The organism is Ralstonia soli (assembly GCF_023955655.1).
In the GTDB taxonomy this organism is placed as follows: domain Bacteria; phylum Pseudomonadota; class Gammaproteobacteria; order Burkholderiales; family Burkholderiaceae; genus Ralstonia; species Ralstonia soli.
The window spans coordinates 431868-457802 of the sequence record NZ_JAMXHT010000001.1; the positions used below are offsets into that span (position 1 = coordinate 431868).

The window sequence follows — 25935 nt, forward strand, 5'->3', positions numbered from 1 at the left end:
CGTTATGGGTCGATAGCTGCCCCCACAGACTAAGCGCTCGCGGACTCCTCCGCACACCGCAGGACATTGCATGGCGCATCGAGGCACAATATCCCTGTGCGCATCGTGCTGCACGAGTCCTTTCGTCAGGGGGATCGGATAGCGCGGAGCCTGATGTCTCTGGGAAGAGATGCCTTTCTTTTCGAAAGTTTGACCGCGTTGCAAATGCTCGTGAGGCATGGGGGCTGAGCCCAGCGCGCTTGCCGAGGCTGGCTGGGTTCCTGAGCCCTAACAGGCGTGGATGTATGCGGTAGTTTTGTACCCAAGAGATGCGCTACCGTTCAACAAACACACGTCATCTGCCAAGAAAAAAGCCGCTGTCTACAGCGGCTTTTTTTTGTGCCCGCCGAATGTCGCACTCACCCGAACCGGACGCAATAAATCGGCGGCAGATGCGCAGAGACCAACTGCCATTTTTCGCCGCCGTCATCGGAGGCCCAAAGCGCGCCGGTGGTCGACCCCATCGCCAGGCGCGTGCCGGAGTGGTCGACGGCCAGGCCATGCCGATACACGAGGTCATAGGCCGGGGCGGGCGGCAATCCGTTCGACAACGCTTCGAACGTGCGTCCGCCGTCGCGGGTGCGCGTGACGACGAGCCGGCCATCCACCGGGATGCGGCATTGGTCTTTCACGGCGGGCACGAACCACGCGGTGTCGGGCGCGTGGGGATGCACGGCCACCGCAAAGCCGAAGCTCGATGGCTGCGCTTCAATGCGCTGCCAGTGCGCCCCGCCGTCGATCGAGCGATAGATCGCACAGTGATGCTGCGTCCACAGCACGTCGGGATTGGCGGCACATTGGACAACGCGGTGCGGGTCTTGCACGTTGGTATCGCCGCGCCGCTCGGGCGGCATGTAGTCGGCCTCCATGCCGTCGGCCGTGACGCGCCAGGTCGTGCCGCCATCGGTGGTCTGCCAGACGCCGCCGCACGACACGCCGATCGTGACGTGCCGGCTGTCGCGCGGGTCGACCATGATCGAATGGATGCCCGGTGCGTCATAGCCGCCGCCAAACCATTCACGGCGCTCCGGGCGGTCCCATAGCGCGCGGTTCAGCGCCCATGTGTCGCCACCATCGTCCGAGCGGAAGAGCCCGCCGGGGATCGTGCCGGCCCACAGCACGCCGGGCTCGTCCGGGCCGCCGGTTTCAAGCGACCAGATCTGCTGCAGCGTCCACGCGGGCGAGGGTGGGGTGGGCGCCGCGGCATCCGCGCGGTCACCGGCGTGGGGTGCGTCGGCGGGCTGCGGCGGGTAGGTGGGGACGGCGCACTCTTCCCAGTCGGCCATGCCCGCGCGCCGGCGGTGCAGCTTCACGCCGAAATGACCAAGGTTGAGCGCGGCATAGAGGGATCCGTCGCGCGGGTCGGGCAGCACCATGCTCACCGGTTCGCCAACGAACTCCGGCTTGCCGAGCGTCCATCGGCCCGTGGCGTCAGGCTGCAGGGTGAACAACCCCTTGCGCGTGGCGACAAGCAATCGATCGTTCATGTCGAGTCTCTCCTTGCGAGGGGGAGGGCGTGCGCGGTTCGCCCGCGAGCCGCTCGTCAGCCGCCGGTCAGCGCCTGTATGACGTACACGCGGCTGGCCTTGTCGAGCGGGTCGGACAGCCGTTCCCGGTCGCGCACCGGCTGGCCATCGATGAACACGGCGAGGTGCTTTCGCAGCGCGTTCTGATCGTCGAGGATGTAGCCGCGCAGCCGAGGCTGGTCGGCAAACACCGCTTCGAGCGCTTCACCCAGCGTGCGCGCATCGACCTCGCGCTCCGGCGTTGCGATGTGCCGCTGGATGGAGGCAGCGAAAAAGAGATACGCCATGAAAACGTCGTCGCGCGCGGGCGGCCGTGCCGGGTGGTTCTGTAGTGTAGGCAGGTTCTGCGCGGCGTGAGCGGATTCGCAGGCGCGGGCGCGGATGGCGAAACCGAAGACGTGACGCATCCGTCGCGCCGATCATGTGCAACGCGTCCCGCCGATTCGGCGGTATCAATCAAGCATCGGACTTCTCGTCCTCACCTTGCTTTTCTGCGTACGAGCGCCCCACGAAGATGGCGGCGCTGATTGCGATGCCTGGCGTAACGAACCCCTCTGGCATCGCGGCGCTGTGCCAGTCCGTCGATTTGCCGCGATTCGACACGTAGCGATACAGCCCGTCCCATCTCCCATCGCGCCGGCGGGTGACCCGGACTTCGACATAGCCGTTCTTCGCGGTCACAGTCACGTCCATGCTGGTCTCGATGTTGTCTGGTCGACGTCAAGCCAAGCGCGCGCGGGCCCGGCTTGTATCGTGGCGTCCGTGGCGCCATGCGTGTGTTTCAACGAAGGCGCGTCCAGCGCCATCAAGGCGTGCCCACAGACCATGACCGGCGCCTGGCGACCTGCCCGGATCAACCCGGACGCGGCCTGTTCGATCCGTTCCCGGTGGCGCAGGTAGACCTCTTCAACGCTGACGCCCTGATATCCACGGGCGCAGAGTGCGAGTGCTTCGGACGTGACGATGCAGCTGACGACTCGGTTGTTGACGACCGCCTGAATGATGAGGTCTCCCACCGATCTGAATGTTCTGCCCGTGAACGAGATCTGCATGATGGGTGAGCCCGTTGTGAACGGCACCTCGTCCCGTGCAGCGGTTTCCTGGACGCTTGCCATACGGGTCTCTCCAGACGCACCGCCATCGCTGGACGCCGTGGTCGGGTGGGAAAGAAGAAAACGCAGCCGGCAGTGGACGATATCTGCGGGCTGCGGGCAAGTTGAATGCGCCATGTCTTTCAGCACATGCGCATTCAACGCACGGCACAGGTCGCCCGCCGCCGGTTTGCGCGGACATGCGCAGCGGCCTTGAGGAACAGGTACCCCTGCAGCGTCACGTGCGCGTAACAGTGATTGGGGCCCCGACGCTCCAGCGTGACGAGGTGGTGTTCGATCAGCGCCGCCATATCCACGCGATTGAATTCGCGTGATTCGGCGCCGTCCTCGTGATTGACGAGGAGCAGGACAGCAAACTCATGAGGGCTCAGCACAGCGGTCTCCATCGCATTGGTCTTGTCTTGAGCGGGCTCGATGCATCGTGGATGGCCTGCGCTATTGCATGTGCTGCCCGCCGTTGATGGCGATGTTGGCGCCCGTTACAAAGGCGGCCTCGCGCGAGCAGAGGTACTGGACCAGCGCGGCAACTTCCTCCGGCTGCCCCAGCCGCCCCACCGGAATCTGCGGAATGATCTTCGACTCCAGGATCTCCTTGGGCACGGCGGTGACCATCTTGGTGGCGATGAAGCCCGGCGACACCGTGTTGACGGTCACGCCTCGCCCGGCCACCTCGAGCGCCAGCGCTTTGGTAAAGCCATGCATGCCTGCCTTGGCGGCGGCGTAGTTGACCTGCCCGAAGCCGCCCTTGGAGCCGATGATGGACGCGATATTCACGATGCGGCCCCAGCCCCGTTCCACCATGTCGCTGCACACCTGCTTGGTCATGTTGAAGACCGAATCGAGGTCGGTGCGAAGCACGGCGTCCCAACTGGCCTGGTCCAGCTTCTTGAAGCTGCTGTCGCGGGTGATGCCTGCGTTGTTGACCAGGATGTCGACGGGGCCCGTTTCCGTCCGGATGCGCCCGACGCAGTCCTGGCACGACGCGTAATCGGCAACATCGACGGCGTAGGCGGCAAAGTTCCGGCCGCCTGCCTCCATGCGCGCCAGCCACTCCATGGCGCCGTTGTTCCCCGGGGAATGCGTGACTACCACCGCATAGCCGGCATCAAACAGCCGGACGGCGATGGCTTCACCGATTCCCCCCATCCCCCCAGTGATCAGAGCGATCTGCTTGTTCATGATCGAGCGTCTCTCTGTTTGCGTTATCGGTTGCCCGCCACTTGGGCATTGGCTTTCTGCGCGGCGTTTGACGCGGCGGTGGCGGCTTCCACTGCGCGGCTTCCTGCAAATTCGATTGCCTGCCGGGTCGCCTGCTGCATGGATTCATAGAACGCTGCGGTCGACGTCACGGCCGATTGCCAGGCGTTCAGTGCGTTCTCGGAGCCGGCCGGGGCGTTTTGCGAAAGATTCTCGATCGCCTGCTGCATGTTGCGCAGGCCCGTTTCGTACTGAAGTTCGGCCGCTTTCTGAAGATCAGCGCGCGCGGCAGCGGTGATTTCGTTCGCCTGCTGCAGGTAGCGCCGTGCCCGTTGCGCGGCAGGTTCCATCGTGCTTGCCTGCAGCGCGAACCACGCCTGCGGGCTGTCGACCGTGAGCGCCTTCTGCATGTTCTCCTGATAGTCGGCAATGCTCTCTTTCATGGCCTGCACACCAAGCTCGGAGAGCTGCAGGCACATGTCGAGGGTCTTGGCCGTCAAGCCAAAGGCGACGTCCAGGTTGGCTGCCTGTACGGCGGTCGGCTTGAGGGTGGTTGAAGTCATCTTTGTCTCCGGTCATTGGCTCCGAGCATCGGTCGTGCAGCGTCTGCCACCGTTGCGTCGGAAAGGGGGCTTGCGTTGGGGGGGGCGAAATCAGGCGGGGGCGTACCCCGCAGCGGGGCTTCGCTCGACCGTTGCCGTCATGGGCAACAGCGATTGATTCAGTGCCGCGGCAACGAGGTACAACTGCGATGCGCAAACGTCGTCGACATCGATCGCCAGACATTCTTCGCCACGCTCGGGATCAATGTGTGCAGAGACGGCCCTGACCCGGTCGGTGTACGGCGCCATGCCTTGCCAGACGGCAATGACATAAAGCGCACCGCCTCCGGATCGAACCGTGAGCCGCTGAGTTGTATTCATGTCGGCAAGGTGAAGCGAGAGAGTTTTTTTGAGGGGCGCAGCGAAACCAGCCTAAGTCACCTTTGCGCAAAACGATATGACCGTCGCCTGTGCTGAATCGCTGCCTTGCGGACAGCGTTGATGGGCCTGCCTGTAGCTTGCTGCGCTGCAAAAACCGGCCGGCTGATTGGTGAAATCCCTCCTCAACCGGCAGGTGGAGGGGGTTCACCCGGGGCGTCACAAATGTGCCGTAACCATGGTGTGGGAGGGCACGTGGGCCGGTTAATCCAGAGTTGGAGCGACTGTTCGGAAGTGTAGAATTTCGGACACAACACAATCCCGAAAGGCCTTTCGTGCCGTCGACCTTCCTGTATTCGAACAGTGCGCCCGACATGACTGCGCTTGAAGGTCAGTTGTTGACGGCCGACCGCGCCGGCTACGTCGTCGACCTGCGCAATGCGTTCCGGGAAAGCATGCCGTCATCGATGCGCGCGCTTGAGCGGCCACAGTTGCGTGCGCTGATGCAGCGCACCGCGCCTGGGGATACGGTGGTGACAATGCAGTTGTCGTGTCTCGGGCGCGGCGTCCAGGACATCCTTTCGACCATCATGAAATTCCGCAAGATCGGCGTTGCGCTGTACTGCGTGCAGTTGGGCCGGGCGGATCTGGCGCGGAACACGCCGCCGGCCGCCGTGGTCCTGTTGCAGGCGCTGGCAGCGCTCGACGAGGCGACCCGCAGCGAGCGCATGCGCGCCAGTGCGGCCAAGGCCAAGGCGACCGGCCGGCAGCTCGGGCGCCGGCCGACGCTGACCCAGGTGCAGCAGCAAGCCATCGTGCAAACGCTGGCAGATGGTACGTCGGTCAGCGAAACGGCCCGGCGCTTCGGCACTTCCCGGCAGACGGTATTGCGCGTACGGTCAGCCCATGCCGGCCGGCACGGTGCCTCCGAACATCTGAGCGAGCCTTCCACACTTGCCGACGGGCGTGGCAAGGCCTAACCCAACCCTTCTTCTTTGCACGCGATTCCATGGCAACGTCCACCAGTACAGGCCTGTCGAGCAAGCTCCAATTTCCGGTGATTGGCCTCGGCGCATCGGCAGGCGGCACGGAGGCGCTGCTCACGTTCTTCCAGGAGATGCCCGCCGACAACGGCATGGCGTTCGTCATCGTGCTGCACCTCGCGCCCGAGCACACGAGTCACCTTGCCGGCATCCTGCAGAACGTGACGGCGATGCCCGTGCAGCAAGTCACGACCACGACGACGCTTGAAAAGAACCACGTCTATGTGATCGCGCCATCGTCGGATCTGCAAATGGTCGATGGCTACCTGCGCGTGAGAAAGGCGGCCAAACGCAACGGCCCGCAAGTCGGTATCGACCTGTTCTTCCGCACGCTGGCCGACTCGCAGGGCGAGAACGCCATCAGCATCGTGTTTTCCGGCGTGGGCAGCGACGGCTCCATCGGGCTGGCACACGTCAAGGAAATGGGCGGCGTCACGCTGGCGCAAAGCCCCGAAGACGCCAAGTTCGACGGCATGCCCAACAGTGCCATCGCAACGGGCAAGGTCGACATCGTGTTGCCGGCGGCAGAGATGCCGCAGCGCTTACTTGAGTTGCGTGACAACGCGCGGGTGATCCGGCTGCCGACACTGAATGAGCCCGAGCATGAAGGCCCCGCCTCGGACATCGCGCCGCATCGGCAGAACGGTGAGCGGGCCCTGCAGGAAGTCATGCTCATGCTGCGCGCACGCACGTCCCATGACTTTCGGCGGTACAAGCGGGCCACGGTTCTGAGGCGGCTTGAACGACGGTTGCAGGTCAACGGCATTCCCGATCTGGTGGCGTATCGCGAGTTCCTGCAGTTGCATCCCGAAGAAACCCGCCTGCTGCTCGACGACATGCTGATCAGCGTCACGCATTTCTTCCGCGACAAGGAAGCCTTCGAGGCGCTGGAGCGCGAAGTGATGCCCGAGCTGTTCGCCAACCGCGGGGAGGACGGAGACCGCGTGCGGGTTTGGGCCGCCGGTGTGGCCACGGGTGAAGAGGCCTATTCGCTGGCCATGCTGCTGGACCAGGCGTCTGCGGCAAGCGCCACCCAGACGCCGTTTCAGCTGTTTGCCACCGACATCGACGAAAAGGCGATCGCCGTGGCCCGCGCCGGCGTATACCCGGAAACGATCGTCACGGATGTCACCGCAGAGCGGTTGCGGCAATTCTTTTCGCGCGACCAATCGCAGTTTCGCGTCAAGAAGAAGCTACGCGAGCGGGTGCTGTTTGCCCTGCATAACATTCTGAGCGATCCGCCGTTCTCCAAGCTCGATCTGGTCTGCTGCCGCAATCTGATGATCTATCTGGATCGCGACGCGCAGGCCGAAGCCCTGCGTACGTTCCACTTCTCGCTGCGTCCGGGCGGCTACCTGTTCCTCGGCAGTTCGGAATCGGCGGACATCGCATCCAAGTACTTCAGCGTCGTCGACAAGAAGCACCGCATCTATCGCGCCACGATAACGGCCCGCGTTGGCGGTGCGGCCATTCATGCCGCTGACGTACAAGGCCCGCGCCCCATTGCGACGACGGTCGAGCCGGTCGGCAAGCGCAAGTTCTCGTATGGGGATCTCCACCAGCGGCTGCTCGAGCAATTTGCGCCGCCCAGCGTGCTCGTCAATCGTGATTCAGAGATCGTCCACCTGTCGGACCGTGCGGGCCGGTTCCTGCACTACGCCGGCGGTGAGCCTTCGCACAACGTGATCTCGGTGGTGCATCCGGACCTGCGGCTTGAGCTGCGCACCGCGATTTTCCAAGCCTTGCAAGGCAACGGCAGCGTGGAGTCGCGGCGCGTTCGGCTGATGCGCGATGGCCGTCCGTACTACGTCAAAATGACGGCCCGTCCGGTGCACGACCCCGACGCCGCCGAACAATTCATTCTGGTGCTCTTCGATGAAGTGGAAGACACCATGGACGCCGAGAGCAGCGCCAAGCGGGTCGGCAACAAGGATCCGGTGACGGCACAGCTCGAGCGCGAACTGCAGCGCACGCGCGATCAGCTGCAGGCCACCATCGAGCAATCGGAGACGTCCACCGAAGAGCTGACCGCCTCCAACGAAGAGTTGCAGGCCATCAACGAAGAGCTGCGCTCGGCCACGGAAGAGCTTGAAACGAGCAAGGAAGAGCTCCAGTCCATCAACGAAGAGCTGGTCACCGTCAATGCGGAGCTCAAGTCCAAGGTGGATGAGACGGCGAAGATCAACGACGACCTGCACAACCTGATCACGGCCAACGACATCGGTACCATCTTTGTGGACCGGGCCATGCGCATCAAGCGATTCACGCCGCGCGCAGCCGATGTGTTCAGCATCATCCCGTCGGACGTTGGCCGCTCCCTGTTCGATATCACCCATCGGCTGGAATACGACGGGCTCGCGGCCGACACGGCAGAAGCCTTCAGTTCACTTCGGCAGATCGAGCGTGAAGTGAGAAGTACCCATGGGCATTGGTACATCGCGCGCTTCATTCCGTATCGCACCACCGAAGATCGCATCGACGGCGCCGTGCTGACGTTCATCGACATCACGGCCCGCCGCGAAGCCGAAGAGCGGCTGCACGAGGGCGAGCGGCGCCTGCGCATCATGGCCGAGAGCACCAAGGACTACGCCATCGTCACGCTGGACGACGATGGCGTGATCATGAGCTGGAACCTGGGTGCTGCACGTATGTTTGGTTTTGAAGAGAGCGAAGCCGTTGGCCAGCCCTTTGAATCGCTGTACCCGCGTGACGAGCGCGAGCAGGGTGTGCCGCAGGACGATCTACGGCGCGCCCGGGAGGAAGGGCGCATCGATGAAGACCGCTGGCACATGCGCAAGGACGGCTCGCGGCTGTACTGCAGCGGCGTGCTGATGCGGCTGGACAACGATGGCCTGCGCGGCTTTGCCCGCATCGCACGCGAAGTCAACGTCGACGAGGCCGAGCGCAAGCGCGACGAATTCCTCGCTGCGGTGTCGCACAAGCTCAAGAGCCCGCTCAACCTGATCTACGCCAATGCCGAGCTGCTGGCGCGCTCGCCGGAGGCGCATCGCAGCCTTCAGGTGTCACGCGCGGCCGATACGATCCGGCGCAGCGCCATCAGCCAGGCCAGGATCATCGACGACCTGCTCGACGTGTCGCGCCTGCGCACCGGCGAGTTGACCACCAATTTCGTGGCGGTGGATTGGCGCGAGGTGGTCGAACGCATCAGCAGTGCCTTGGACGAGGACGCGCGCAGCAAGGGCATCGAACTGGTGCGTCGTCTGCCCGACAACCCGGTCATCATCCAGGCCGATCTGGCCCGCATGGAGCAGGTCGTGTGGAATTTGCTGGGCAATGCGATGAACTCGCGGGGTGCAACGCGCATTGGCATTTGCCTGACCGAAGACGGAAACGTCGCCACCCTGCAGATCGAAGACAACGGCAGCGGCATTGATCCGGCACTGCTGCCGCACGTATTCGACATGGTCGAGCGCGGGCGGCTGTCGATCGGGCGCGACGAGGGGCTTGGCATCGGGCTGTATCTGGTCAAGGAACTGGTGGGCCTGCACGGCGGTACGATCCGGGTCGAGTCGTCGGGCGTGGCTTCGGGCGCGCGTTTCATCGTGGTGCTGCCGCTGCGTCGTGATACCGGCGAGCTCGCCGAAGTGGGGCTGGCCGAGGCATCGCCGCTGCAGGGGCTCAATCTTCTGCTGGTGGATGAAGATGCGTTTGCCAACGATGCGTTTCAGGCGCTGCTGGCGGCTGAAGGCGCAAACGTGACGTGTGAAACCAGCGGCGCAAAGGCCATTGAGGCGGTGGAGAAACAAGCGGTTGACGTCGTGCTCTCGGGTTTGAATCTGCTGGGCAACGAGCGCACCGACTTTCTTGCCGCACTGCGCGCCAAGTCGGGCTATGAGCACCTGCCGGTCATCATGCTCAGCGGGGCCGTGCATCGTGGCGACAAGCAGCGCGCCATGCAGAGCGGCTATTCCGCGTATCTGACCAAGCCGGTGGTGCTGGATGAATTGCTGAGTGCGATTGCGAGCGTGCGCGCAGACAAGACCGCTCCCGGAGGTCAATGAGGTCCAGCCCAGAAACTGGGCCATCGGGAGCCGCCGCTGCAAAGCGCCGGCTCCCGTTTTGTTTCCGGCCTCTACACCGGGCGTTTAAAGCAGGGCGATCGTGCAGGGGCCCCTGTATGCTGCCGGGATCCTGTTCCCCGGAGACCTCTGCGTGCTCTACTTCCTGAACAAAGTGCTGTTGCTCGTCGTCTATGGCGTCGCCTTGGGCAGCTATGCCACACCGCTGCCGCTGTCGGCGGACGTCGTCCATTGGGTGCGCATCGTCGCCGTGGTCTTGCTGGCCGCGCATCTGCTGGAGGTGGTGTTCTGCTTTCGCAAGGTCGCGCTGCACAAGGGGCCGCTGCTCGACAGCGTGCTGCTGACGCTGCTGTTCGGCTTCCTGCATTGGAAGCCGATGGCCGATGCAGCAAACCGCCCCCGCTGATTGCCGGTGCAAGGGCTAAAGGGAAAAGCGCACACCTAGGGAAAAGCGCCCACCTAGCCGCAACCGCCGCGCACGCCTACTCTAGTTCCAATCGTCCTTCGCGGACTCCCTTGCTGCAATGCGGCATCGATCATGGACAGAGCAGAGCGAACGGCGTTCGTGTTTGCCGGCGGCGGCAGCCTGGGCGCCATCGAGGCCGGCATGCTGCGCGAGCTGGTGGCCCGCGGCGTGGTGCCGGACATGGTGGTCGGCGCATCGGCCGGTGCCATCAACGCTGCGTTTTTCGCCTGCAATCCGCATGCGGCCGGCACCGCCCAGCTGGAAGCGCTGTGGCGGGGCGTGCGCCGCGCCGACGTGATGCCGTGGTCGTGGCGTGCCATGTTCGGCATGCTGGGCGGCCGCCGTGAACACCTGGTGGAAGCCTCCGGCCTGCAGCGCCTGCTGGCACGGCATTTCGCGCAGACCCCGCTGGAGGCCGCCACGCTGCCGCTGCACGTGGTGGCCACCGACATGCGAACCGGGGCCGAGGTGGTGTTGTCTTCCGGGGCCATCGTGCCGGCCGTGCTGGCCAGCGCCGCCATCCCTGGCGTGTTTCCACCCGTGCGCATTGGAGACCGCCTGCTCATCGACGGCGGCGTCGCCAACAACACGCCCATCTCCGCCGCCATCCGGCTCGGTGCCACGCGCGTGGTGGTGTTGCCCGCTGGCTTTGCCTGCGCTGACCGGCGCGCCCCGCGCAGTGCCATCGAACACGCGCTGAATGCGTTGTCGCTGCTGGTGGCGCGTCAACTCGTGCAAGACCTGGAGCGCTGGGCCGGCCAGGTGCCCATCGCCGTGGTGCCGCCGCTGTGCCCGCTCGATATCTCGCCCTACGACTACACCCGCTGCGGTGAGTTGATCGACCGCGCGGCCGCCGCCACCGCTGCGTGGCTGGCCACGGGCGGTCTGGCGGGCACCGGCATTCCGGGTGCGTTGCGCGAGCACGATCACGACGATCATCATCCGAACTGCAGCGCCGACCTGCACGCCATGCCGCCGACCGGCGTGACGATCGTCGAGGCACCGGACCGTGCGAGTGGTGCAGGTGGTGCGGGTGGTGCGGGTGGTGCGGGTGGCGCTTCGTCCCGCATGTAGCCGTTCAGGTGCGGGCGGCTCTGCGCGTGCTCACTCCTTGTGCACCGGAAACAGCGTCGACAGCACCTGTCGCGCCGTGCCCCGCAGTACGCCGCTGGCATCCGGGTCGCCATACGCCAGCGCGGTGGCAAAGTTGCGCGCCTGCTGCAGCGTGACGTGTGGCGGCAGCGGTGGCACGTCGGGGTCGGTCTTCACTTCCAGCACGACGGGGCGGTCCGCTGCGAGTGCTTCGTCCCAGGCGCCGACGATCCGATCGGGGTTGTCGACGTAGAGGCCCCGCAGGCCGATCAGCTCCGCAAACCGGTGATACGGCACGTCGGGGATGTCCTGCGAGGCCGGAAACTTCGGGTCGCCTTCCATCACGCGCTGCTCCCAGGTGACTTCGTTCAGGTCCTGGTTGTTGAGCACCATGCAGATCCACTTGGGCGACTTCCATTGCTTCCAGTACTTCGCCACGGTGATGAGCTCGGCCATGTTGTTCATCTGCATGGCGCCGTCGCCCACGAGTGCGATGACGGGCCGTTCGGGGTGTGCAAACTTGGCGGCAATCGCATACGGTACCGCTGCGCCCATCGAGGCCAGCCCGCCCGAGAGCGAGCCCATCATGCCGGGCTTGAACTTCAGATCGCGGGCATACCAGTTGGCACAGGTGCCCGAGTCGCAGGTGACGATCACGTTGTCGGGCAGCCTGGGGGACAGCTCCCAGAACACGCGCTGCGGGTTGATGGGGTAGGCCGGCTGCAGCGCGCGCTGTTCCAGCGTTTTCCACCAGCTCTCATTCCAGCGCGCAACACGTTCGGGCCAGTACCGGTCGGTCTTGCGCTGGAGCAGCGGCAGCAGCGCGCGCAGCGTCTGCGCGCTGTCACCGACGAGGTTCACTTCCATCGGGTACCGCAGCCCAAGCATGCCGGGGTCCAGGTCGATCTGCACACCGCGCGCCTCGCCCTCCTTGGGCAGGAACTCCGCATAGGGAAAGCCGGAGCCGATCATCAGCAGCGTGTCGCAGTGGTTCATCAGCTCCCAGCTCGGCTCGGTGCCCAGCAGGCCGATGGCGCCCGTCACGTAGGGCAGCGCATCGGGCAGCACGGCCTTGCCGAGTAGCGCCTTCGCCACGCCCGCGCCCAGCACGTCCGCCACCGCCGCCACTTCGGTGCCAGCCCCGAGTGCGCCTGCGCCGACCAGCATGGCGACCCTGCGGCCGCTGTTGAGGACCGCGGCGGCCCGTTCCAGATCCGCAGGCTGCGGCACCACGCTCGGCGCGCTATAACCTACGCCGGAGTGCACCGTGCCGTGCGCATGCGGCGGCGGCTTGTAGGGCATCTCCTGCAGATCGTTCGGCAACACCAGCGCCGTCACCCGGCGCTGCCCGATGGCGATACGCACGGCGCGGTCTAACAGATGCCGCACCTGGGCGGGCACGCTGGCCTGGTGTACGAACGCGCCGGCCACATCGCGGAACATCGCCACCAGATCGACTTCCTGCTGGTAGTGCCCGCCGACGGCCGTGCGCGCCTGCTGCCCCACGATGGCCAGCACCGGCATGTGGTCCAGCCGCGCGTCGTACAGCCCGGTGACGAGGTGTGCGGCGCCGGGGCCCGAGGTCGCCATGCACACGCCCAGCTCGCCCGTGAACTTGGCGTGCGCAGAGGCCATGAAGGCGGCCATCTCTTCATGCCGCACCTGCACGAATTCGATCTTGCCGCCGGCGCGCTGCAACGCGCCGAACATGCCGTTGATCCCATCCCCGGGATAGCCAAAGATGCGCCGCACCCCCCATTCATGGAGGCGCGCGACGAGGAAGTCGCAGACGGTGGCTTGCATGATGGGTCCTGTGCTCAGGTGGACGCGTTCTCCGACAGCAGCGCTTCCTTGCGCGCCGTCATCGGCGCTTGCAGCGAGGTGAGGTCGACGTGCTGGTGTATCAGCTTCGGAAACAGCTCGGTCTCCTCTTCCTCCACGTGGTGCGAGACGTACTCGGCCAGAACGGTGAACCTGGCGGCGAACAGGTCGTCGCCCGCGTGCATGCCGGACAACTGGCGGATCAGGTCTTTCGCGCTCGCGTGCTCGACCACCGCCTCGTCGAGCAGGTCCTTGAAGGCTTCACCGCCGTTGTCGCGCACGAACGGATAGAACAGTTCCTCTTCGAGCTGGGTGTGGACAGTCAACTTTTCACACGCTTCGCGCACGATCTGCTCACACGCGCCGGTGTCCTTTTCCTGCTGGAACGCCTTGAAGAGTTTCTTCACCTCGCGGTGATCGTCCAGCAGCATCGACAGCACGGCGCGTTGCGCCACGGGAATCTCGGCTTTGTTCATGGGGCTCTCCGGGTGAGGTCGTGTTGGAATACGCCGTACCGTCGAGCAAGCGCCATGCCGTGCGCGTGTTGCCCCGGGGCGAGATGCCTCAGGCAGGTTTCATGCTGATGCGGGTGATTGCGTGCGAGCGTCTTCGCGCAGATGCGCGGTGCGTCGCACACCATCCTCAACGCAACTGAATCGATGGGAGATAACTGCCATGCAAACCACGACAACCGGCACCGGCCTTGGCACCGCTGCTGACGTAGGAACCACCGGCGGCGTACGCATGCGCATCATCGGGCGTGCCGATGTGGCGTCATCCGGCCCGGGTCCGGAACTGATGGCCGCCGATACGCTGGAGGGCGATCGCGTCGTCAACCTCAACGGAGAAGACCTCGGCAAGATCACCGACATCATGCTCGACGTGCAGCGCGGCCGCATCGCGTATGCGGTCATGTCGGTGGGCGGCTTCCTTGGCATTGGCGACAAGCTCTTCGCCGTGCCGTGGAGCGCCATGTCGCTCGACATCGACCGCAAGTGCTTCGTGCTCGATGCCGACAAGGACCGCCTGGAGTCGGCTCCCGGCTTCGACAAGGACCACTGGCCCGCGATGGCCGATTCGACCTGGGCCACATCCATCCACGAGTACTACGGTTCGCGCCCGTACTGGGAAGAGTACTGATATAGCGCCAGGAGCAGGGCAGGCACGTTGTTCGCGTGCGTGTCGTCAACCATGCTCGAAACAGGAGGCGCCATGGAAAAGGGCAAGAAAGAGAAGAATCCGCACGCGCAGAAGCGCGAAGAGCTGGTCGAGAAGGCAGTAGAAGACACCTTTCCGGCCAGTGACCCGCCCGCCACGGGCGGCATCACGCGTGTGGTCGACAAAGACAAGGACGAGGACAAGGGCAAGGACGCCCACCCCGATAAACGCAATCGCACCAGCAACCGTCCGTAGCACCCGCGCCCGCATCGCCCATCGGCATGCGGGCGTTTTTGTTTGCATTCCCTGCTAGCGGTGCGCGAGGATGTTCACCACGTTGCCGAACGGATCCCGCACGTAGAAGCGGCGCACGCCCCATGGCTCGTCGGTCATCGCATAGACGATCTCCACACCCAGCGCCTGTGCCCGCGCGTGCACGGCATCGACGTCATCCACTTCCACTGACAGCCCCGGTACGGGCGTGCCCGCACCGCCCTCGCTCGCAATGCTGACCTGCGGCGCCATTGTGGCGTGTGTGTTGGCAAAGGTGACGATCCAGCCGTGGTCCATCACGGCTTCCAGGCCGAGCAGCTCGGCATAGAACGCGCGGGCGCGCGCCGGGTCGGCGGCATACAGGTTCGGAACAATGCGACGGACGGCCATGCGGAGCCTCTTGTGCAAAAAGGGGTGGCGCCATTGTAGGCAGGGCTGTGACGGTGTGTTCGCATGCGCGCGCGGCACACATCACGTAAAGTGGCGGGCACTCGAACCACAGAGACACGCACGCCATGGAATTCCTGCAATCGCTGCTGGCCCCGCGCCTGCAAAACGTTGAAACCTCCGCCATCCGCGAACTCTTCAAGGTGCTCGGCAAGCCGGGCCTGATCTCGTTTGCCGGCGGCTTTCCGGATTCCGCCCTGTTCGACGTGGAAGGCCTGAAGGCTGCCGCCGACAGCGCACTCGCCAACGACGCCGCCCGCGCCCTGCAATATGGCGCCACCGAGGGCTTCGAGCCGCTGCGCGAGGCCATCGTCGACCTGATGAAAGTGCGCGGCGCCACCATCGCCAACACCGACATCCTCGTCACCACCGGCTCGCAGCAAGGGCTCGATCTGCTGGGCAAGGTGCTGATCGGCGAAGGCGACACGGTGCTGACCGAGGCGCCTACATTCCTCGCAGCCATTCAGGCGTTCAAGCTGTACGGCGCCAAGGTGGCCGGCGTGCCGACCGATGAAGATGGCCTGGACGTCGATGCGCTGGAGAAGACGCTCGCCACCGCGCGGCCCAAGTTCCTCTACGTCATCCCGAACTTCGGCAACCCAAGCGGCGCGCTGATGAGCCTGGAGCGCCGCAAGCGCCTGCTGGACGTGGCCGTGCGCCACAACCTGCTGCTGGTGGAAGACGACCCCTACGGCGAGCTGTATTTCGACGCGCCCCCGCCGCCGTCGCTGTATGCGCTCTCGCAACAGACCGATGGCGCACAGGGCCGCGTGATCTACCTGGGCAGCCTGTCGAAGGTGGTGGCGCCCGGCCTGCGTGTGGGCTGGATGATTGCCTCGCAGCCGGTGCTGGGCAACGCGGTCATGGTCAAGCAGTTTGCCGATGCGCACACCTCCACGTTTGCACAGGCCACGGCTGCAGCCTACCTGCGCAGCCATCGCCTGGAAACGGTGCTGCCGCGCACGCGCGCTGCCTACGCCGAACGCGCCCACGCCATGGCGGACGGCCTGCGTGCGCTGCTGCCCGAGAGCGAGCTGACCTTCAACCGCCCGCGCGGCGGCATGTTCCTGTGGGGCGCGCTGCCGGGCCGCAATGCGGGTGACGTGGCCAAGGTGGCCATCGAGCGTGGCGTGGCCTTCGTGCCCGGTGCAGCGTTCTACCCCGTCGACCCGGACCGCTCCACGCTGCGTCTGTCGTACGCCACGTCGTCGCTCGCGCAGGTGGAAGAGGGCGTGCGCAAGCTGGCCGGCGCCATCGGCGAGTGCAAGCGCGGCTGATGGCCGGCGCAGGTGGCGGTGGCGGCGCAGGCGGCGGTGGCCAAGACACCCGCTGACGCGCAGCAAGACCCGGCGCTGCTGCGCCGCCTGCTGCGCGCCAAAGACCGCATGGACGCCGCCTCGCACGAGGCGTGGCCCGTCAAGCGGCTGGCCGAGGTGAGCGGCGTGTCGGAGGCGCACTTCGCACGCTCGTTCAAGCAGGCCTTCGGCATTCCGCCGCACCGCTACCTGCTCACACGCCGCATCGAGCAGGCCGCCACCCTGCTGCGCGATACCGACCTGCCCATCACCGACATCGCCTTCGCCACCGGGTGGGAGAGCCTGGGCACCTTCGGCCGCATCTTCCGCGACATCACCGGGCAGAGCCCCAGCGCCCTGCGCCGCACGGCCCAGGCCGGCGCCGCGCAGCAACAACTCGACCGCGTGCCCGCCTGTGTCTTGAAGGCGGCACAGCGGCCCGACCTCATCACAGCAGTTTCGGAGAAGCGCCGGCAGTTGGCGGAGGGTACAAATCCGTCGCCTACCCACAACAAGGAGCGGTGATGAGCCAAGGAATCAATGTCGTCGGGCTGTATGTGGACGATCAGGATGCGGCGCTGGCGTTCTATGTCGACAAGCTGGGTTTTCGCGTGCATACCGATGTGCGCAACGGCCCGTACCGGTGGTTGACGGTGCAGCATCCGGAGCAGCCGTCGTTTCAGCTTGGCCTGTTCCAGCCCGGCCCCCCCCATCCACGATGAAGCCACCGCGCAGACGCTGCGCGCCATGGTCGCCAAGGGCGCGATGCCGCCGCTGGTGCTGACCGTCGCCGACTGCCGGGCCACTTACGCGCAACTGCGCGAGCGCGGCGTGGAGTTCACGCAAGAACCCATCGACCGCTTCGGCAGCGTCGACGCCGGTTTCCGTGATCCCGCCGGCAACGGCTGGAAGATGATCCAGGCCGCGCGAGGTACACAGTGAGTGCGCGCACCGGCATTCGCCAGTTTCACCGGTGGGTATCGATGATCTTCACGCTCACCGTCATCGCCAACTTTGTCGCGATGGCGCGGGGTACGCCGCCGGCATGGATCACCTATGCGCCGCTGTTGCCGCTGGCGCTGTTGCTGATCACGGGGCTGTCTCTGTTTGCGTTGCCGTATGTGGAGCGGCGTACCGCGCGACGCGCTTCTGCTGCTTCCAACCCAACCTCAAGCGCGAGCGTTTGAGCACCGAAGGCCGAGTTTTGAACTCCGGGCGTCGAGCTTTTTTGTCGGCACGCCGAGCTCGGAACTCGGAGCGTCGAGCTTTTTGCTCGGCACACCGAGCTCAGGACTCGGGGCGTCGAGCTTTTTTCTCGGCACGCCGAGCTCAGGACTCGGAGCGTCGAGCTTTTTGCTCGGCACGTCGAGCTCAGGACTCGGGGCACCGAGCTTTTTTCTCGGCACGCCGAGCTCGGAACTCGGGGCACCGAGCTTTTTTCTCGGCTCGTCGAGCTCAGGACTCGGGGCACCGAGCTTTTTTCTCCACACGCCGAGTTCAGGACCCGAAAAACGAGGCTGATCCCTTTGGCTATCCATGCGCGCCTGACGTGGCCGGCTGCTCCGTAGCCGGCGCAGGCTCATGGCGGAGGCCACTGCGCCACAGCACCACCGCCACCACATGACACCCCGCCGCCGCCCAGCCCAGCAGGCCCGGGCCGCCATGGGCCAGTGCCAGCGCGCCCACGCTGGAACCCAGCGCAATTCCCACATACACCGCAGACGCATGCAGCGACAGCGTGATCGGCGACACGTCCGGCGCCAGGCAGATCAGCCGCGTGGCCTGCGCCGGGCCGAAGCCCCAGCCCGCCATGCCCCACAGCACGACCGCGCCGATGGCGATGGCGCCTGCCGTGGCACCGTGCAGCACCTGCGCTGACAGCGAGAGCACCGAGAACGCCAGCACGATGCCTGCGCTGCTCACGGCCAGCACGCGCGCCACGCCTGCGCGGTCGGTCATGTGGCCGCCCAGGCCGGTGCCCACCGCGGCAAAGCTGCCGACCAGGAACAGCACGATGCCCACGTGCTGCGGCGCAAAGCCCAGGCCCTGCACAAAGAACGGCGCGACATACGTGTAGAACGTGAAGCCGCCCGCCGCCCACAGCGCCGACACCGCCAGCGCACCGAGCATGCCGGGCCGGCGCGCCACGCTCAGGCGTTGCGCCAGCGTGGTCACGCTGTGCGGCAGCGCGCGCGGCAGGCCGAAGGCGAGGCCCGCCGTGGCCAGCGCAGACAGCACGCCGCACGCCACGAAGGTCGCGCGCCAGTCGCCCTGCGCGGCGATCCACGCGCCCAGCGGCACGCCAAGCGCCACCGCCACCGTGCCGCCGCCCGTGATGATGGCGAGCGCCGTGCCGCTGCGTGCTGCCGGCACCAGCGAGGTCGCCACCGCATTGGCCGTCGGCAGGAACACCCCGGCCGCCAGCGCCAGCAGCACCCGCGCCGCCATCAGCTGGCCGAAGCTGTGCGCCCCCGCGGCCAGCAAGTTGCCCGCCGCAAAGATGGCCAGCGCGCCGATCAGCACGCGGCGCCGATCGACGTTGCCCAGCAGCGTCGCCATCACGGGCGAGCCCACGGCGTACGTCACCGCAAACACGGTGACGAGCTGCCCGGCCGCAGGCACGCTCACCCCCAGGTCTGCGGCGAGCACCGGCAGCAGGCCGGCGATCATGAAACCTTCGGTGCCGATGGCGAACGCGCCCAGGCACAACCACCACAGCGATGCCGGCATGGTCGGCTCCTGTCAGAAGAGCAAAGCGAAAAGAGGCGGAGCGCGATGGCCCCGCAGGCGTCAGCGCGTGGTGGACTCGGCGGTCTGGCCGAATAGCACGGCGCGCTCGTCGTCGGAGATGTCTTCACGGCGGCGTGAATAGGCGCGCTCCACGCCGGCATACGCGCGCTGCGTGGCGGGCCGTGCGCCGACGGCTTCGAACCAGCGCTGCAGATGCGGGAAGTCGTTCAGATCCTGGCCGTGGCCGGCGTGCGGCACGATCCACGGGTAGGCCGCGATGTCGGCGATCGTGTAGTCATTGCCGGCAATGTACGGGCGATCGGCCAGGCGCCGGTCGAGCACGCCGTAGAGGCGGTTGGTCTCTTTGGTGTAGCGGTCGATGGCGTAGGGCACGCGCTCGGGGGCGTACACGTTGAAGTGGCCGATCTGCCCGGCCATCGGGCCCAGGCCGCTCACTTGCCAGAAGAGCCACTTGAGCACTTCCATGCGGCCATGCAGGTCGGTGGGGATCAGTCGGCCGGTTTTCTCGGCCAGGTAGAGCAGCATGGCGCCCGATTCGAACAGCACTACGGGCTCGGTCCCTTCGGCCGGGGCATGGTCGACCAGGGCCGGGATCTTGTTGTTGGGCGAGATGGCCAGGAAGGCGGGCTTGAACTGGTCTCCCCGGCTGATATCGACGGGGATGACACGGTGCGGCAAGCCGCTTTCGGCAAAGAACAGCGCCATCTTCAGGCCGTTGGGCGTGGCGCAGGTGTAGAGGTCGATCATGGCGGGGCCCTCGTGTTCTGTCATGTTGGTTGACAGATTAGGCGTGCGAGTGGCCTTTTGTAATCGCCAAAAATGGGAAATTTCAGGTAGCCACTCAGTGCCCGTGCGCCCGTGCAGGCTCGGGGGTTTCGCACGAGCGTGCATACCACTCCCACGCGGCGGTGCCGCACAGCACGCCCGTCGCCAAGGCGGAGACGGCCAGCGCGGGCAGGTCGCCCATCAGCAGCCACAGGCCAGCCAGCACGACCAGCCCGACCGTGTGCGCGGGGCGCACCCGCCCGAAGATCGCCCACTTGAACAGCAGGTTGCCGAGCAGGTACAGCCCAGCGCTGCCCAGCACCGCCAGCGATGCGCCCGCATGGGCGTGGCCCACCGGATGCGCCAGCACGAATTCATCGGCCACCGCCCCGACGATGATGCCGGCCACCAGCAGCACGTGGATATAGGTGTAGGCCAGCCGTGCCAGGCGCCCCGGGTCGGATGAGTGCGACATGGTGTGCGCGCCGCGCTCGGCAATCGTGTCGAAGTACAGCCACCACATCGCCAGGCTGCCGATGAACGACATCGCCATCGCGGCAATGTTGGCGCCGTTCCATTCGAGCCCGGCAAACGTCGAGCCCGTCACCAGCACCGATTCGCCCAGCGCGATGATGATGAACAACGAGCAGCGCTCGGCCATGTGGCCGCCTTCCACGTTCCAGTCGTTGGTGGTCGAGCGGCCCAGGCCCGGCGTGTAGAAGCCTATCGAGGGCCCGAGCCATTCGATGGCCAGCGCGATGATCCAGCACGTCCAGCGCACCGGCACGTCGGACAACCCACCCACCAGCCACAGCACCGCCGAGATGCCGAGCCACACGCCGATGCGCTGGAAGTTGCGCCGCATGCTGACGGATTCACCGCGCACGGCCCACAGGAAGAACACCGTGCGCCCGAACTGCATGAACACGTAGGCCAGCGCAAACGCCAGCCCGCGCGAGCCGAACGCCTGCGGAAGCGACGCCGAGAGCAGCAGCCCCGCCGTCATCAGCACCAGCATCAGCATGCGGATGGCGAGCTTCTCGGGGTCGAGCCAGTTGGTGACCCACGAGGTGAAGATCCACACCCACCACACCGCCAGCATCAGCAACAGCGCCTGCGCGCCGCCTTCCAGCGTGAAATTGCCGATGAGCAGGTGCGAGAGCTGCGTCACCGCAAACACGAACACCAGATCGAAGAACAGCTCGATGTTGGTGACGCGGTGGTGGCCGTGCTCGCCGGTGGGGGCGGGGCGGAGGTAGCTGCGGGGCATCGTGGCGAACCTGGTGCTTGCCCGGTCAGGCCGACTGCATGCCCAGCGTGAGCGTGCCCGCGCCCACCATCACCGCGCCGCCGGTGTAGCCGAAGCGGCGCTGCGCGGTCACGCTGGTCAGGCGCTTGGCGAGCAGCTTGGCGGCCAGCGCGTACATCGACGCGTTGGCGGCAGCCAGGATCACGAAGGTCGGCAGCAGGATCACGCTTTGCGACAGGAAGGTCTGGTCGGCCGACATGAACTGCGGCACGAAGGCGACGAAGAAGACGATGCTCTTGGGGTTCAGCGCGGTGACCGTCCAGGCCGACAGGAAGCGGCGGCCGGCGGACTTCTGCTGCACGGGGATGCTGGCCTCGGGGGCGTCATCCCGCAGGCGGCGGGCGGAAAGGATGGACTTGATGCCCAGATAGACGAGGTACGAACCGCCGATGAGCTTGAGCGCCGTGAAGGCCGTGGCCGATGCGGCGAGCAGGGCGCCCGCACCGGCGAGCGAGACGGCCATGGCGGTGGTGTCACCTGCCGCCACGCCTGCCACCGTGCTCCACGCCGAGCGGCCACGGTTGGCCAGCGAATCACCGATCACCAGCAGGATGGTCGGGCCCGGAATGAGCAGGATGATGATGCTGGCGCCGATGAAGGCCAGCCAGGTTTGGAGGGTCATGGTGGGCTCTGTCTTTGTTGGGAATGGGCTGACAGTTATCCATGATTTTTGGGGGGCGTCAAACGGGGCCGGTTTTTTTCTCTTTGGGTTTGGGGGGTGGTGGTGCATCCCTTGTTTCATCCCCTGCCGGGGCTGACTCACTTTCTTTGGTCTTGCCCAAAGAAAGTAAGCAAAGAAAGGCGCGCCCGAGATGGCGACTTCCCCTTGGATTTGTGTCGCGGGGAGGGGAAGGAGCCAAACTCGCTGCGCTCAGACAAGGCTCCTTCCTTTTTCCTCCCCGCAACAAAAATCCAAGGCGCCATCAAGGGCAGGAAAGTCAAAGGCCAAACCATCGATGCTCGGGCCTAAGCGATAAGGCAACCATCGCGGTGGGTTGGCCTTTGTTTTAGTCTTTTGACGTTGAGCCCTTGATGGCGCCTTGAATTTCTGTTGCAAGGAGGAAAAAGAGGGGAGGCTTGTCTGAGCGCAGCGAGTTTGCCTCCCCTCCCTCCTTGCGACATCAATTCAAGGAGTCTTTCGCCATCTCGGGCGCGCCTTTCTTTTGCTTACTTTTCTTTGGCAAGACAAAGAAAAGTGAGTCGGTCCCGGCAGGGAACGAAAGGGGGATGGACCACCAAGGTCAAAAACAAACCCCAACTACATATTCCGCCGATACTGCCCCCCCACCTCAAACAACGCATGCGTAATCTGCCCCAGAGAGCAAACCCGCACCGCCTCCATCAACACCGCAAACACGTTCTCATCCTCAATCACCGCCCGCTGCAATCGCTGCAGCATCGCCGGCGCCTCACCAGCATGCCGCGCATGAAACGCTTCCAGCCGCGCGAGCTGACTCTGCTTCTCCTCCTCGCTTGAGCGCGCCAGCTCAATATGCGGCGACACCACGTTCTCCGCCTCCGGATTGCGGAACGTATTCACCCCGATGATCGGCAGCGAGCCATCGTGCTTGCGCTGCTCATACAGCATCGACTCCTCCTGGATCTTGCCGCGCTGGTAGCCGGTCTCCATTGCCCCCAGCACGCCACCGCGCTCGGCAATGCGCTCGAACTCCTGCAGCACGGCTTCTTCCACCAGGTCCGTTAACTCGTCGATGATGAAGCTGCCCTGGTTCGGGTTCTCACACTTGGCCAGCCCCCACTCGCGGTTGATGATGAGTTGAATGGCCAGCGCGCGCCGCACCGATTCCGCCGTGGGCGTGGTGATGGCCTCGTCGTACGCATTCGTGTGCAGGCTGTTGCAGTTGTCGTAAATGGCGATCAGCGCCTGCAGCGTCGTGCGGATGTCGTTGAAGGCAATCTCCTGCGCATGCAGGGAACGGCCCGACGTCTGTACGTGGTACTTCAGCTTCTGGCTGCGTTCGTTCGCGCCGTACTTGTCGCGCATCGTCACCGCCCAGATGCGGCGGGCGACGCGGCCCAGCACGTTGTATTCCGGGTCCATGCCGTTGGAGAAGAAGAACGACAGGTTGGGCGCGAAGTCATCGATGTGCATGCCGCGCGCGAGGTAGGCCTCCACATACGTAAAGCCGTTGGCGAGCGTGAAGGCGAGTTGCGAGATCGGGTTCGCGCCGGCCTCTGCAATGTGGTAGCCCGAGATCGACACCGAGTAGAAATTGCGCACCTGGTGGTGCACGAAATACGCCTGAATGTCGCCCATCACCTTGAGCGAAAACTCGGTCGAGAAGATGCACGTGTTCTGCCCCTGGTCTTCCTTGAGGATGTCGGCCTGCACCGTGCCGCGCACGTTCTGCAGCACCCACGCGCGGATCTTCGCTTCTTCATCCTGCGTCGGCTCGCGCTGGTTGTCGGTGCGAAACCGGGCGAGGTTCTGGTCGATGGCGGTGTTCATGAACATCGCCAGGATGGTCGGCGCAGGGCCGTTGATCGTCATGGAGACGGACGTGTTCGGGCTCGTCAGGTCAAACCCGTCGTACAGCACCTCCATGTCGTCGAGCGTGGCGATGGACACACCCGCGTTGCCGACCTTGCCGTAGATGTCGGGGCGCACGGCCGGGTCTTCGCCGTACAGCGTGACGGAGTCGAATGCGGTGGACAGCCGCTTGGCCTCCATGCCCTCGCTGACGAGCTTGAAGCGGCGGTTGGTGCGGAAGGCATCGCCCTCGCCGGCAAACATGCGCGTCGGGTCTTCGTTCTCACGTTTGAAGGCGAACACGCCGGCGGTGTACGGAAAGCTGCCGGGCACGTTCTCGCGCATCAGCCAGCGCAGCACTTCGCCGTCGTCTTCGTACGGCGGCAGCACGACCTTGCGGATGACGGTGCCCGAGAGCGTGGTGTGCGTGAGTGCGGTGCGGATTTCCTTGTCGCGGATCTTCACGACGTACTCTTCGCCGGAATACGCGCGGCGCAGGTCGGGCCACATGGCAAGCAGCTTGCGTTCGGTGGCACCGAGTTGTGCGTCGCGCTCGGCGGCCTGCTTGTCGAGCGCTGAGAGCGTCTGCACGCTCGCGCCCGCCCGCTCCAGCATGTGCCGGCTGGCCTGCAACTGCTGACGCTCGCGCGCGAGGCAGCTCTGCATCTGCACGCGGCGGTGATAGCCACGTACGGTATCGGCCAGTTCCGCCAGATAGCGCACGCGCGCAGGCGGCACGATGGCGTCATGGCTGGTCGAGCAATGACCGGCGGGGCGCGGCAATGTGCGATCGTTCAGCACCATGCCGCGTTCGGCCAGTTGGTCAGCCAGTGCGTGGTACAGCGCCGTCACGCCGTCGTCGTTGAAGTGCGAGGCCTGCGTGCCGAACACCGGCATGTCTTCGGACTTGGCGTGCCATTGCTCGCGGTTGCGCTGCACCTGCTTGGCGACATCGCGCCACGCATCCTGCGCGCCCTTGCGGTCGAACTTGTTGATCGCCACCAGATCGGCAAAGTCGAGCATGTCGATCTTCTCCAACTGGCTGGCGGCGCCAAACTCGGGCGTCATCACGTACATCGACAGATCGACGTGCGGCACGATGGCCGCATCGCCCTGGCCGATGCCGGAGGTCTCCACGATGATGAGGTCGAAGCCTGCCGCACGGCAGGCGGCAATCGCATCGGGCAGCGCTTCGGAAATCTCGCTGCTCGCCTCGCGCGTGGCGAGCGAGCGCACGAAAATGTTCGGATGGTTGATCGCGTTCATGCGGATGCGATCGCCCAGCAGCGCCCCGCCCGACTTGCGCCGCGACGGGTCGATCGAGATGACGGCGATGCGCAGCCGATCCTGCTGGTCAAGCCGGAAGCGGCGGATCAGCTCATCGGTGAGCGACGACTTGCCCGCGCCGCCCGTGCCCGTGATGCCGAGCACCGGCGTGTGCAACGTGGCCGCAGCTGCGTGCACGGCCTGGCGCAACGCCGGGTCGATGCGGCGCGATTCCAGCGCGGTAATCAGTTGCGCAAGCGCCCGGCGATCACCATTGACCACCGGCTCCAGCGTGGTCGGCGCAAAGGTGGAGAGGTCGATATCGCAGCGCCGCACCATGTCGGCAATCATGCCGGCCAGGCCCATGCGCTGGCCGTCTTCAGGGCTGTAGATGCGCGCCACGCCGTAGTCCTGCAGTTCGCGGATCTCCGCCGGCACGATCACGCCGCCCCCGCCGCCAAACACCTGGATGTGCTCGCCGCCTCGGGCGCGCAGCGCGTCGATCATGTACTTGAAGTATTCGACGTGGCCGCCCTGGTAGCTCGACACGGCAATCCCCTGCACGTCTTCCTGCAGGGCGGCGCCCACCACCTCGTCCACCGAGCGGTTGTGCCCGAGGTGGATCACCTCGCAGCCCATCGATTGCAGGATGCGCCGCATGATGTTGATCGACGCGTCATGCCCGTCGAACAGCGAGGCGGCCGTCACGAAGCGGACCTTGTTGCGCACTGCCGTGGGTTCGCTCGCAGGCGTGGGCTCGGCCGCGCGGGCAGCGGAAAGATCGGTCATGTCTCCACCTTGTTGAAGTGGGTGCCAGTGGGTGCCGGCAGGGAATGACGTGTGCGCCGCAAAGGGGCGGTGTGCCAGCCAAGGGCGAAGAGACAGTATTTTCGCGGCTTACGTAAACGTCAACCCGCCCTACTG

Annotated in this window: 24 protein-coding genes and 1 pseudogene; 10 read left to right on the forward strand and 15 right to left on the reverse strand. The window is 65.5% G+C overall.

Annotated features, from left to right (window positions below):
* Nucleotides 1-398: 398 nt before the first annotated feature.
* The 7 genes from NG900_RS01950 to phaP form a co-directional block, all read right to left on the reverse strand.
* Entirely contained in the window at nt 399-1526 is a 1128-nt protein-coding gene (locus NG900_RS01950) for a WD40/YVTN/BNR-like repeat-containing protein (RefSeq protein WP_252676143.1), read from the reverse strand.
* Between the two features lie 56 nt (nt 1527-1582).
* Nucleotides 1583-1852: a MoaD/ThiS family protein gene (locus tag NG900_RS01955; protein ID WP_252676897.1), complete on the reverse strand. Its 270-nt coding sequence runs from the start codon at nt 1850-1852 to the stop codon at nt 1583-1585.
* A 169-nt stretch (nt 1853-2021) separates the two neighbouring features.
* Nucleotides 2022-2258, reverse strand: coding sequence for a hypothetical protein (locus NG900_RS01960; RefSeq protein WP_252676145.1), 237 nt, complete (start codon nt 2256-2258; stop codon nt 2022-2024).
* Nucleotides 2249-2680 (reverse strand): DUF1488 family protein, encoded by a 432-nt coding sequence (locus NG900_RS01965; RefSeq protein WP_252676146.1) that lies wholly within the window; start codon nt 2678-2680, stop codon nt 2249-2251. The genes NG900_RS01960 and NG900_RS01965 overlap by 10 nt, the downstream gene beginning before the upstream one ends.
* Nucleotides 2681-2814: 134 nt before the next feature.
* Nucleotides 2815-3051, reverse strand: a complete 237-nt coding sequence (locus NG900_RS01970) for a hypothetical protein (RefSeq protein ID WP_252676148.1) — start codon at nt 3049-3051, stop codon at nt 2815-2817.
* A 61-nt stretch (nt 3052-3112) separates the two neighbouring features.
* Nucleotides 3113-3856, reverse strand: coding sequence for an acetoacetyl-CoA reductase (gene phbB, locus NG900_RS01975; protein WP_252676150.1), 744 nt, complete (start codon nt 3854-3856; stop codon nt 3113-3115).
* A 23-nt stretch (nt 3857-3879) separates the two neighbouring features.
* The gene (gene phaP, locus NG900_RS01980) at nt 3880-4437 is read right to left on the reverse strand and encodes a TIGR01841 family phasin (RefSeq protein ID WP_252676152.1); all 558 of its coding nucleotides are present in this window, start codon (nt 4435-4437) and stop codon (nt 3880-3882) included.
* Nucleotides 4438-5069: 632 nt separating this feature from the next.
* On the opposite strand from phaP, the gene NG900_RS01985 reads away from it, so the two are divergent.
* From NG900_RS01985 to NG900_RS02000, 4 genes are all read left to right on the forward strand, one after another.
* Entirely contained in the window at nt 5070-5774 is a 705-nt protein-coding gene (locus tag NG900_RS01985) for a recombinase family protein (protein ID WP_252676154.1), read from the forward strand.
* Between the two features lie 29 nt (nt 5775-5803).
* Nucleotides 5804-9859, forward strand: a complete 4056-nt coding sequence (locus NG900_RS01990; RefSeq protein ID WP_252676156.1) for a CheR family methyltransferase — start codon at nt 5804-5806, stop codon at nt 9857-9859.
* A 100-nt stretch (nt 9860-9959) separates the two neighbouring features.
* Entirely contained in the window at nt 9960-10283 is a 324-nt protein-coding gene (locus NG900_RS01995) for a hypothetical protein (protein ID WP_252676158.1), read from the forward strand.
* 132 nt (nt 10284-10415) lie between these two features.
* A complete protein-coding gene (locus tag NG900_RS02000) occupies nt 10416-11417 on the forward strand; it encodes a patatin-like phospholipase family protein (protein WP_252676160.1) in 1002 nt (333 codons plus the stop codon).
* Between the two features lie 30 nt (nt 11418-11447).
* On the opposite strand, the gene NG900_RS02005 is transcribed toward NG900_RS02000, so the two are convergent.
* Nucleotides 11448-13238, reverse strand: coding sequence for a thiamine pyrophosphate-requiring protein (locus NG900_RS02005; RefSeq protein ID WP_252676162.1), 1791 nt, complete (start codon nt 13236-13238; stop codon nt 11448-11450).
* A gap of 14 nt (nt 13239-13252) precedes the next feature.
* Nucleotides 13253-13732 carry a hemerythrin domain-containing protein gene (locus NG900_RS02010; RefSeq protein WP_252676164.1) on the reverse strand — a complete coding sequence of 160 codons (480 nt, stop codon included), beginning with the start codon at nt 13730-13732 and terminating at the stop codon, nt 13253-13255.
* 199 nt (nt 13733-13931) lie between these two features.
* Here NG900_RS02010 and NG900_RS02015 point away from each other — a divergent pair, with 199 nt between their 5' ends.
* Nucleotides 13932-14396 (forward strand): PRC-barrel domain-containing protein, encoded by a 465-nt coding sequence (locus tag NG900_RS02015; RefSeq protein ID WP_252676166.1) that lies wholly within the window; start codon nt 13932-13934, stop codon nt 14394-14396.
* 72 nt (nt 14397-14468) lie between these two features.
* Entirely contained in the window at nt 14469-14669 is a 201-nt protein-coding gene (locus tag NG900_RS02020; RefSeq protein ID WP_252676168.1) for a hypothetical protein, read from the forward strand.
* A 54-nt stretch (nt 14670-14723) separates the two neighbouring features.
* Here the strand turns inward: NG900_RS02020 and NG900_RS02025 are convergent, their stop codons facing one another.
* Nucleotides 14724-15077: a glyoxalase superfamily protein gene (locus NG900_RS02025; RefSeq protein ID WP_252676170.1), complete on the reverse strand. Its 354-nt coding sequence runs from the start codon at nt 15075-15077 to the stop codon at nt 14724-14726.
* Nucleotides 15078-15202: 125 nt separating this feature from the next.
* Here NG900_RS02025 and NG900_RS02030 point away from each other — a divergent pair, with 125 nt between their 5' ends.
* The 4 genes and pseudogenes from NG900_RS02030 (at nt 15203) to NG900_RS02045 (ending at nt 17616) form a co-directional block, all read left to right on the forward strand.
* Nucleotides 15203-16411, forward strand: a complete 1209-nt coding sequence (locus tag NG900_RS02030) for an aminotransferase-like domain-containing protein (protein ID WP_252676172.1) — start codon at nt 15203-15205, stop codon at nt 16409-16411.
* Nucleotides 16412-16447: 36 nt separating this feature from the next.
* Nucleotides 16448-16954 (forward strand): helix-turn-helix transcriptional regulator, encoded by a 507-nt coding sequence (locus NG900_RS02035; protein ID WP_252676174.1) that lies wholly within the window; start codon nt 16448-16450, stop codon nt 16952-16954.
* A pseudogene (locus NG900_RS02040) lies at nt 16954-17371 on the forward strand (VOC family protein). The gene NG900_RS02035 and the pseudogene NG900_RS02040 overlap by 1 nt, the downstream one beginning before the upstream one ends.
* Nucleotides 17368-17616: a hypothetical protein gene (locus NG900_RS02045; protein ID WP_252676176.1), complete on the forward strand. Its 249-nt coding sequence runs from the start codon at nt 17368-17370 to the stop codon at nt 17614-17616. The pseudogene NG900_RS02040 and the gene NG900_RS02045 overlap by 4 nt, the downstream one beginning before the upstream one ends.
* Before the next feature lie 343 nt (nt 17617-17959).
* On the opposite strand, the gene NG900_RS02050 is transcribed toward NG900_RS02045, so the two are convergent.
* From NG900_RS02050 to icmF, 5 genes are all read right to left on the reverse strand, one after another.
* Nucleotides 17960-19159 (reverse strand): MFS transporter, encoded by a 1200-nt coding sequence (locus NG900_RS02050; protein WP_252676178.1) that lies wholly within the window; start codon nt 19157-19159, stop codon nt 17960-17962.
* 60 nt (nt 19160-19219) lie between these two features.
* Complete coding sequence (locus NG900_RS02055) at nt 19220-19927, reverse strand: glutathione binding-like protein (protein ID WP_252676899.1); 708 nt, start codon at nt 19925-19927, stop codon at nt 19220-19222.
* 94 nt (nt 19928-20021) lie between these two features.
* Entirely contained in the window at nt 20022-21215 is a 1194-nt protein-coding gene (locus NG900_RS02060; RefSeq protein WP_252676186.1) for a low temperature requirement protein A, read from the reverse strand.
* Between the two features lie 25 nt (nt 21216-21240).
* The gene (locus NG900_RS02065) at nt 21241-21876 is read right to left on the reverse strand and encodes a LysE family translocator (protein ID WP_252676188.1); all 636 of its coding nucleotides are present in this window, start codon (nt 21874-21876) and stop codon (nt 21241-21243) included.
* A 636-nt stretch (nt 21877-22512) separates the two neighbouring features.
* Entirely contained in the window at nt 22513-25800 is a 3288-nt protein-coding gene (icmF, locus tag NG900_RS02070) for a fused isobutyryl-CoA mutase/GTPase IcmF (RefSeq protein ID WP_252676190.1), read from the reverse strand.
* Nucleotides 25801-25935 lie beyond the last annotated feature (135 nt).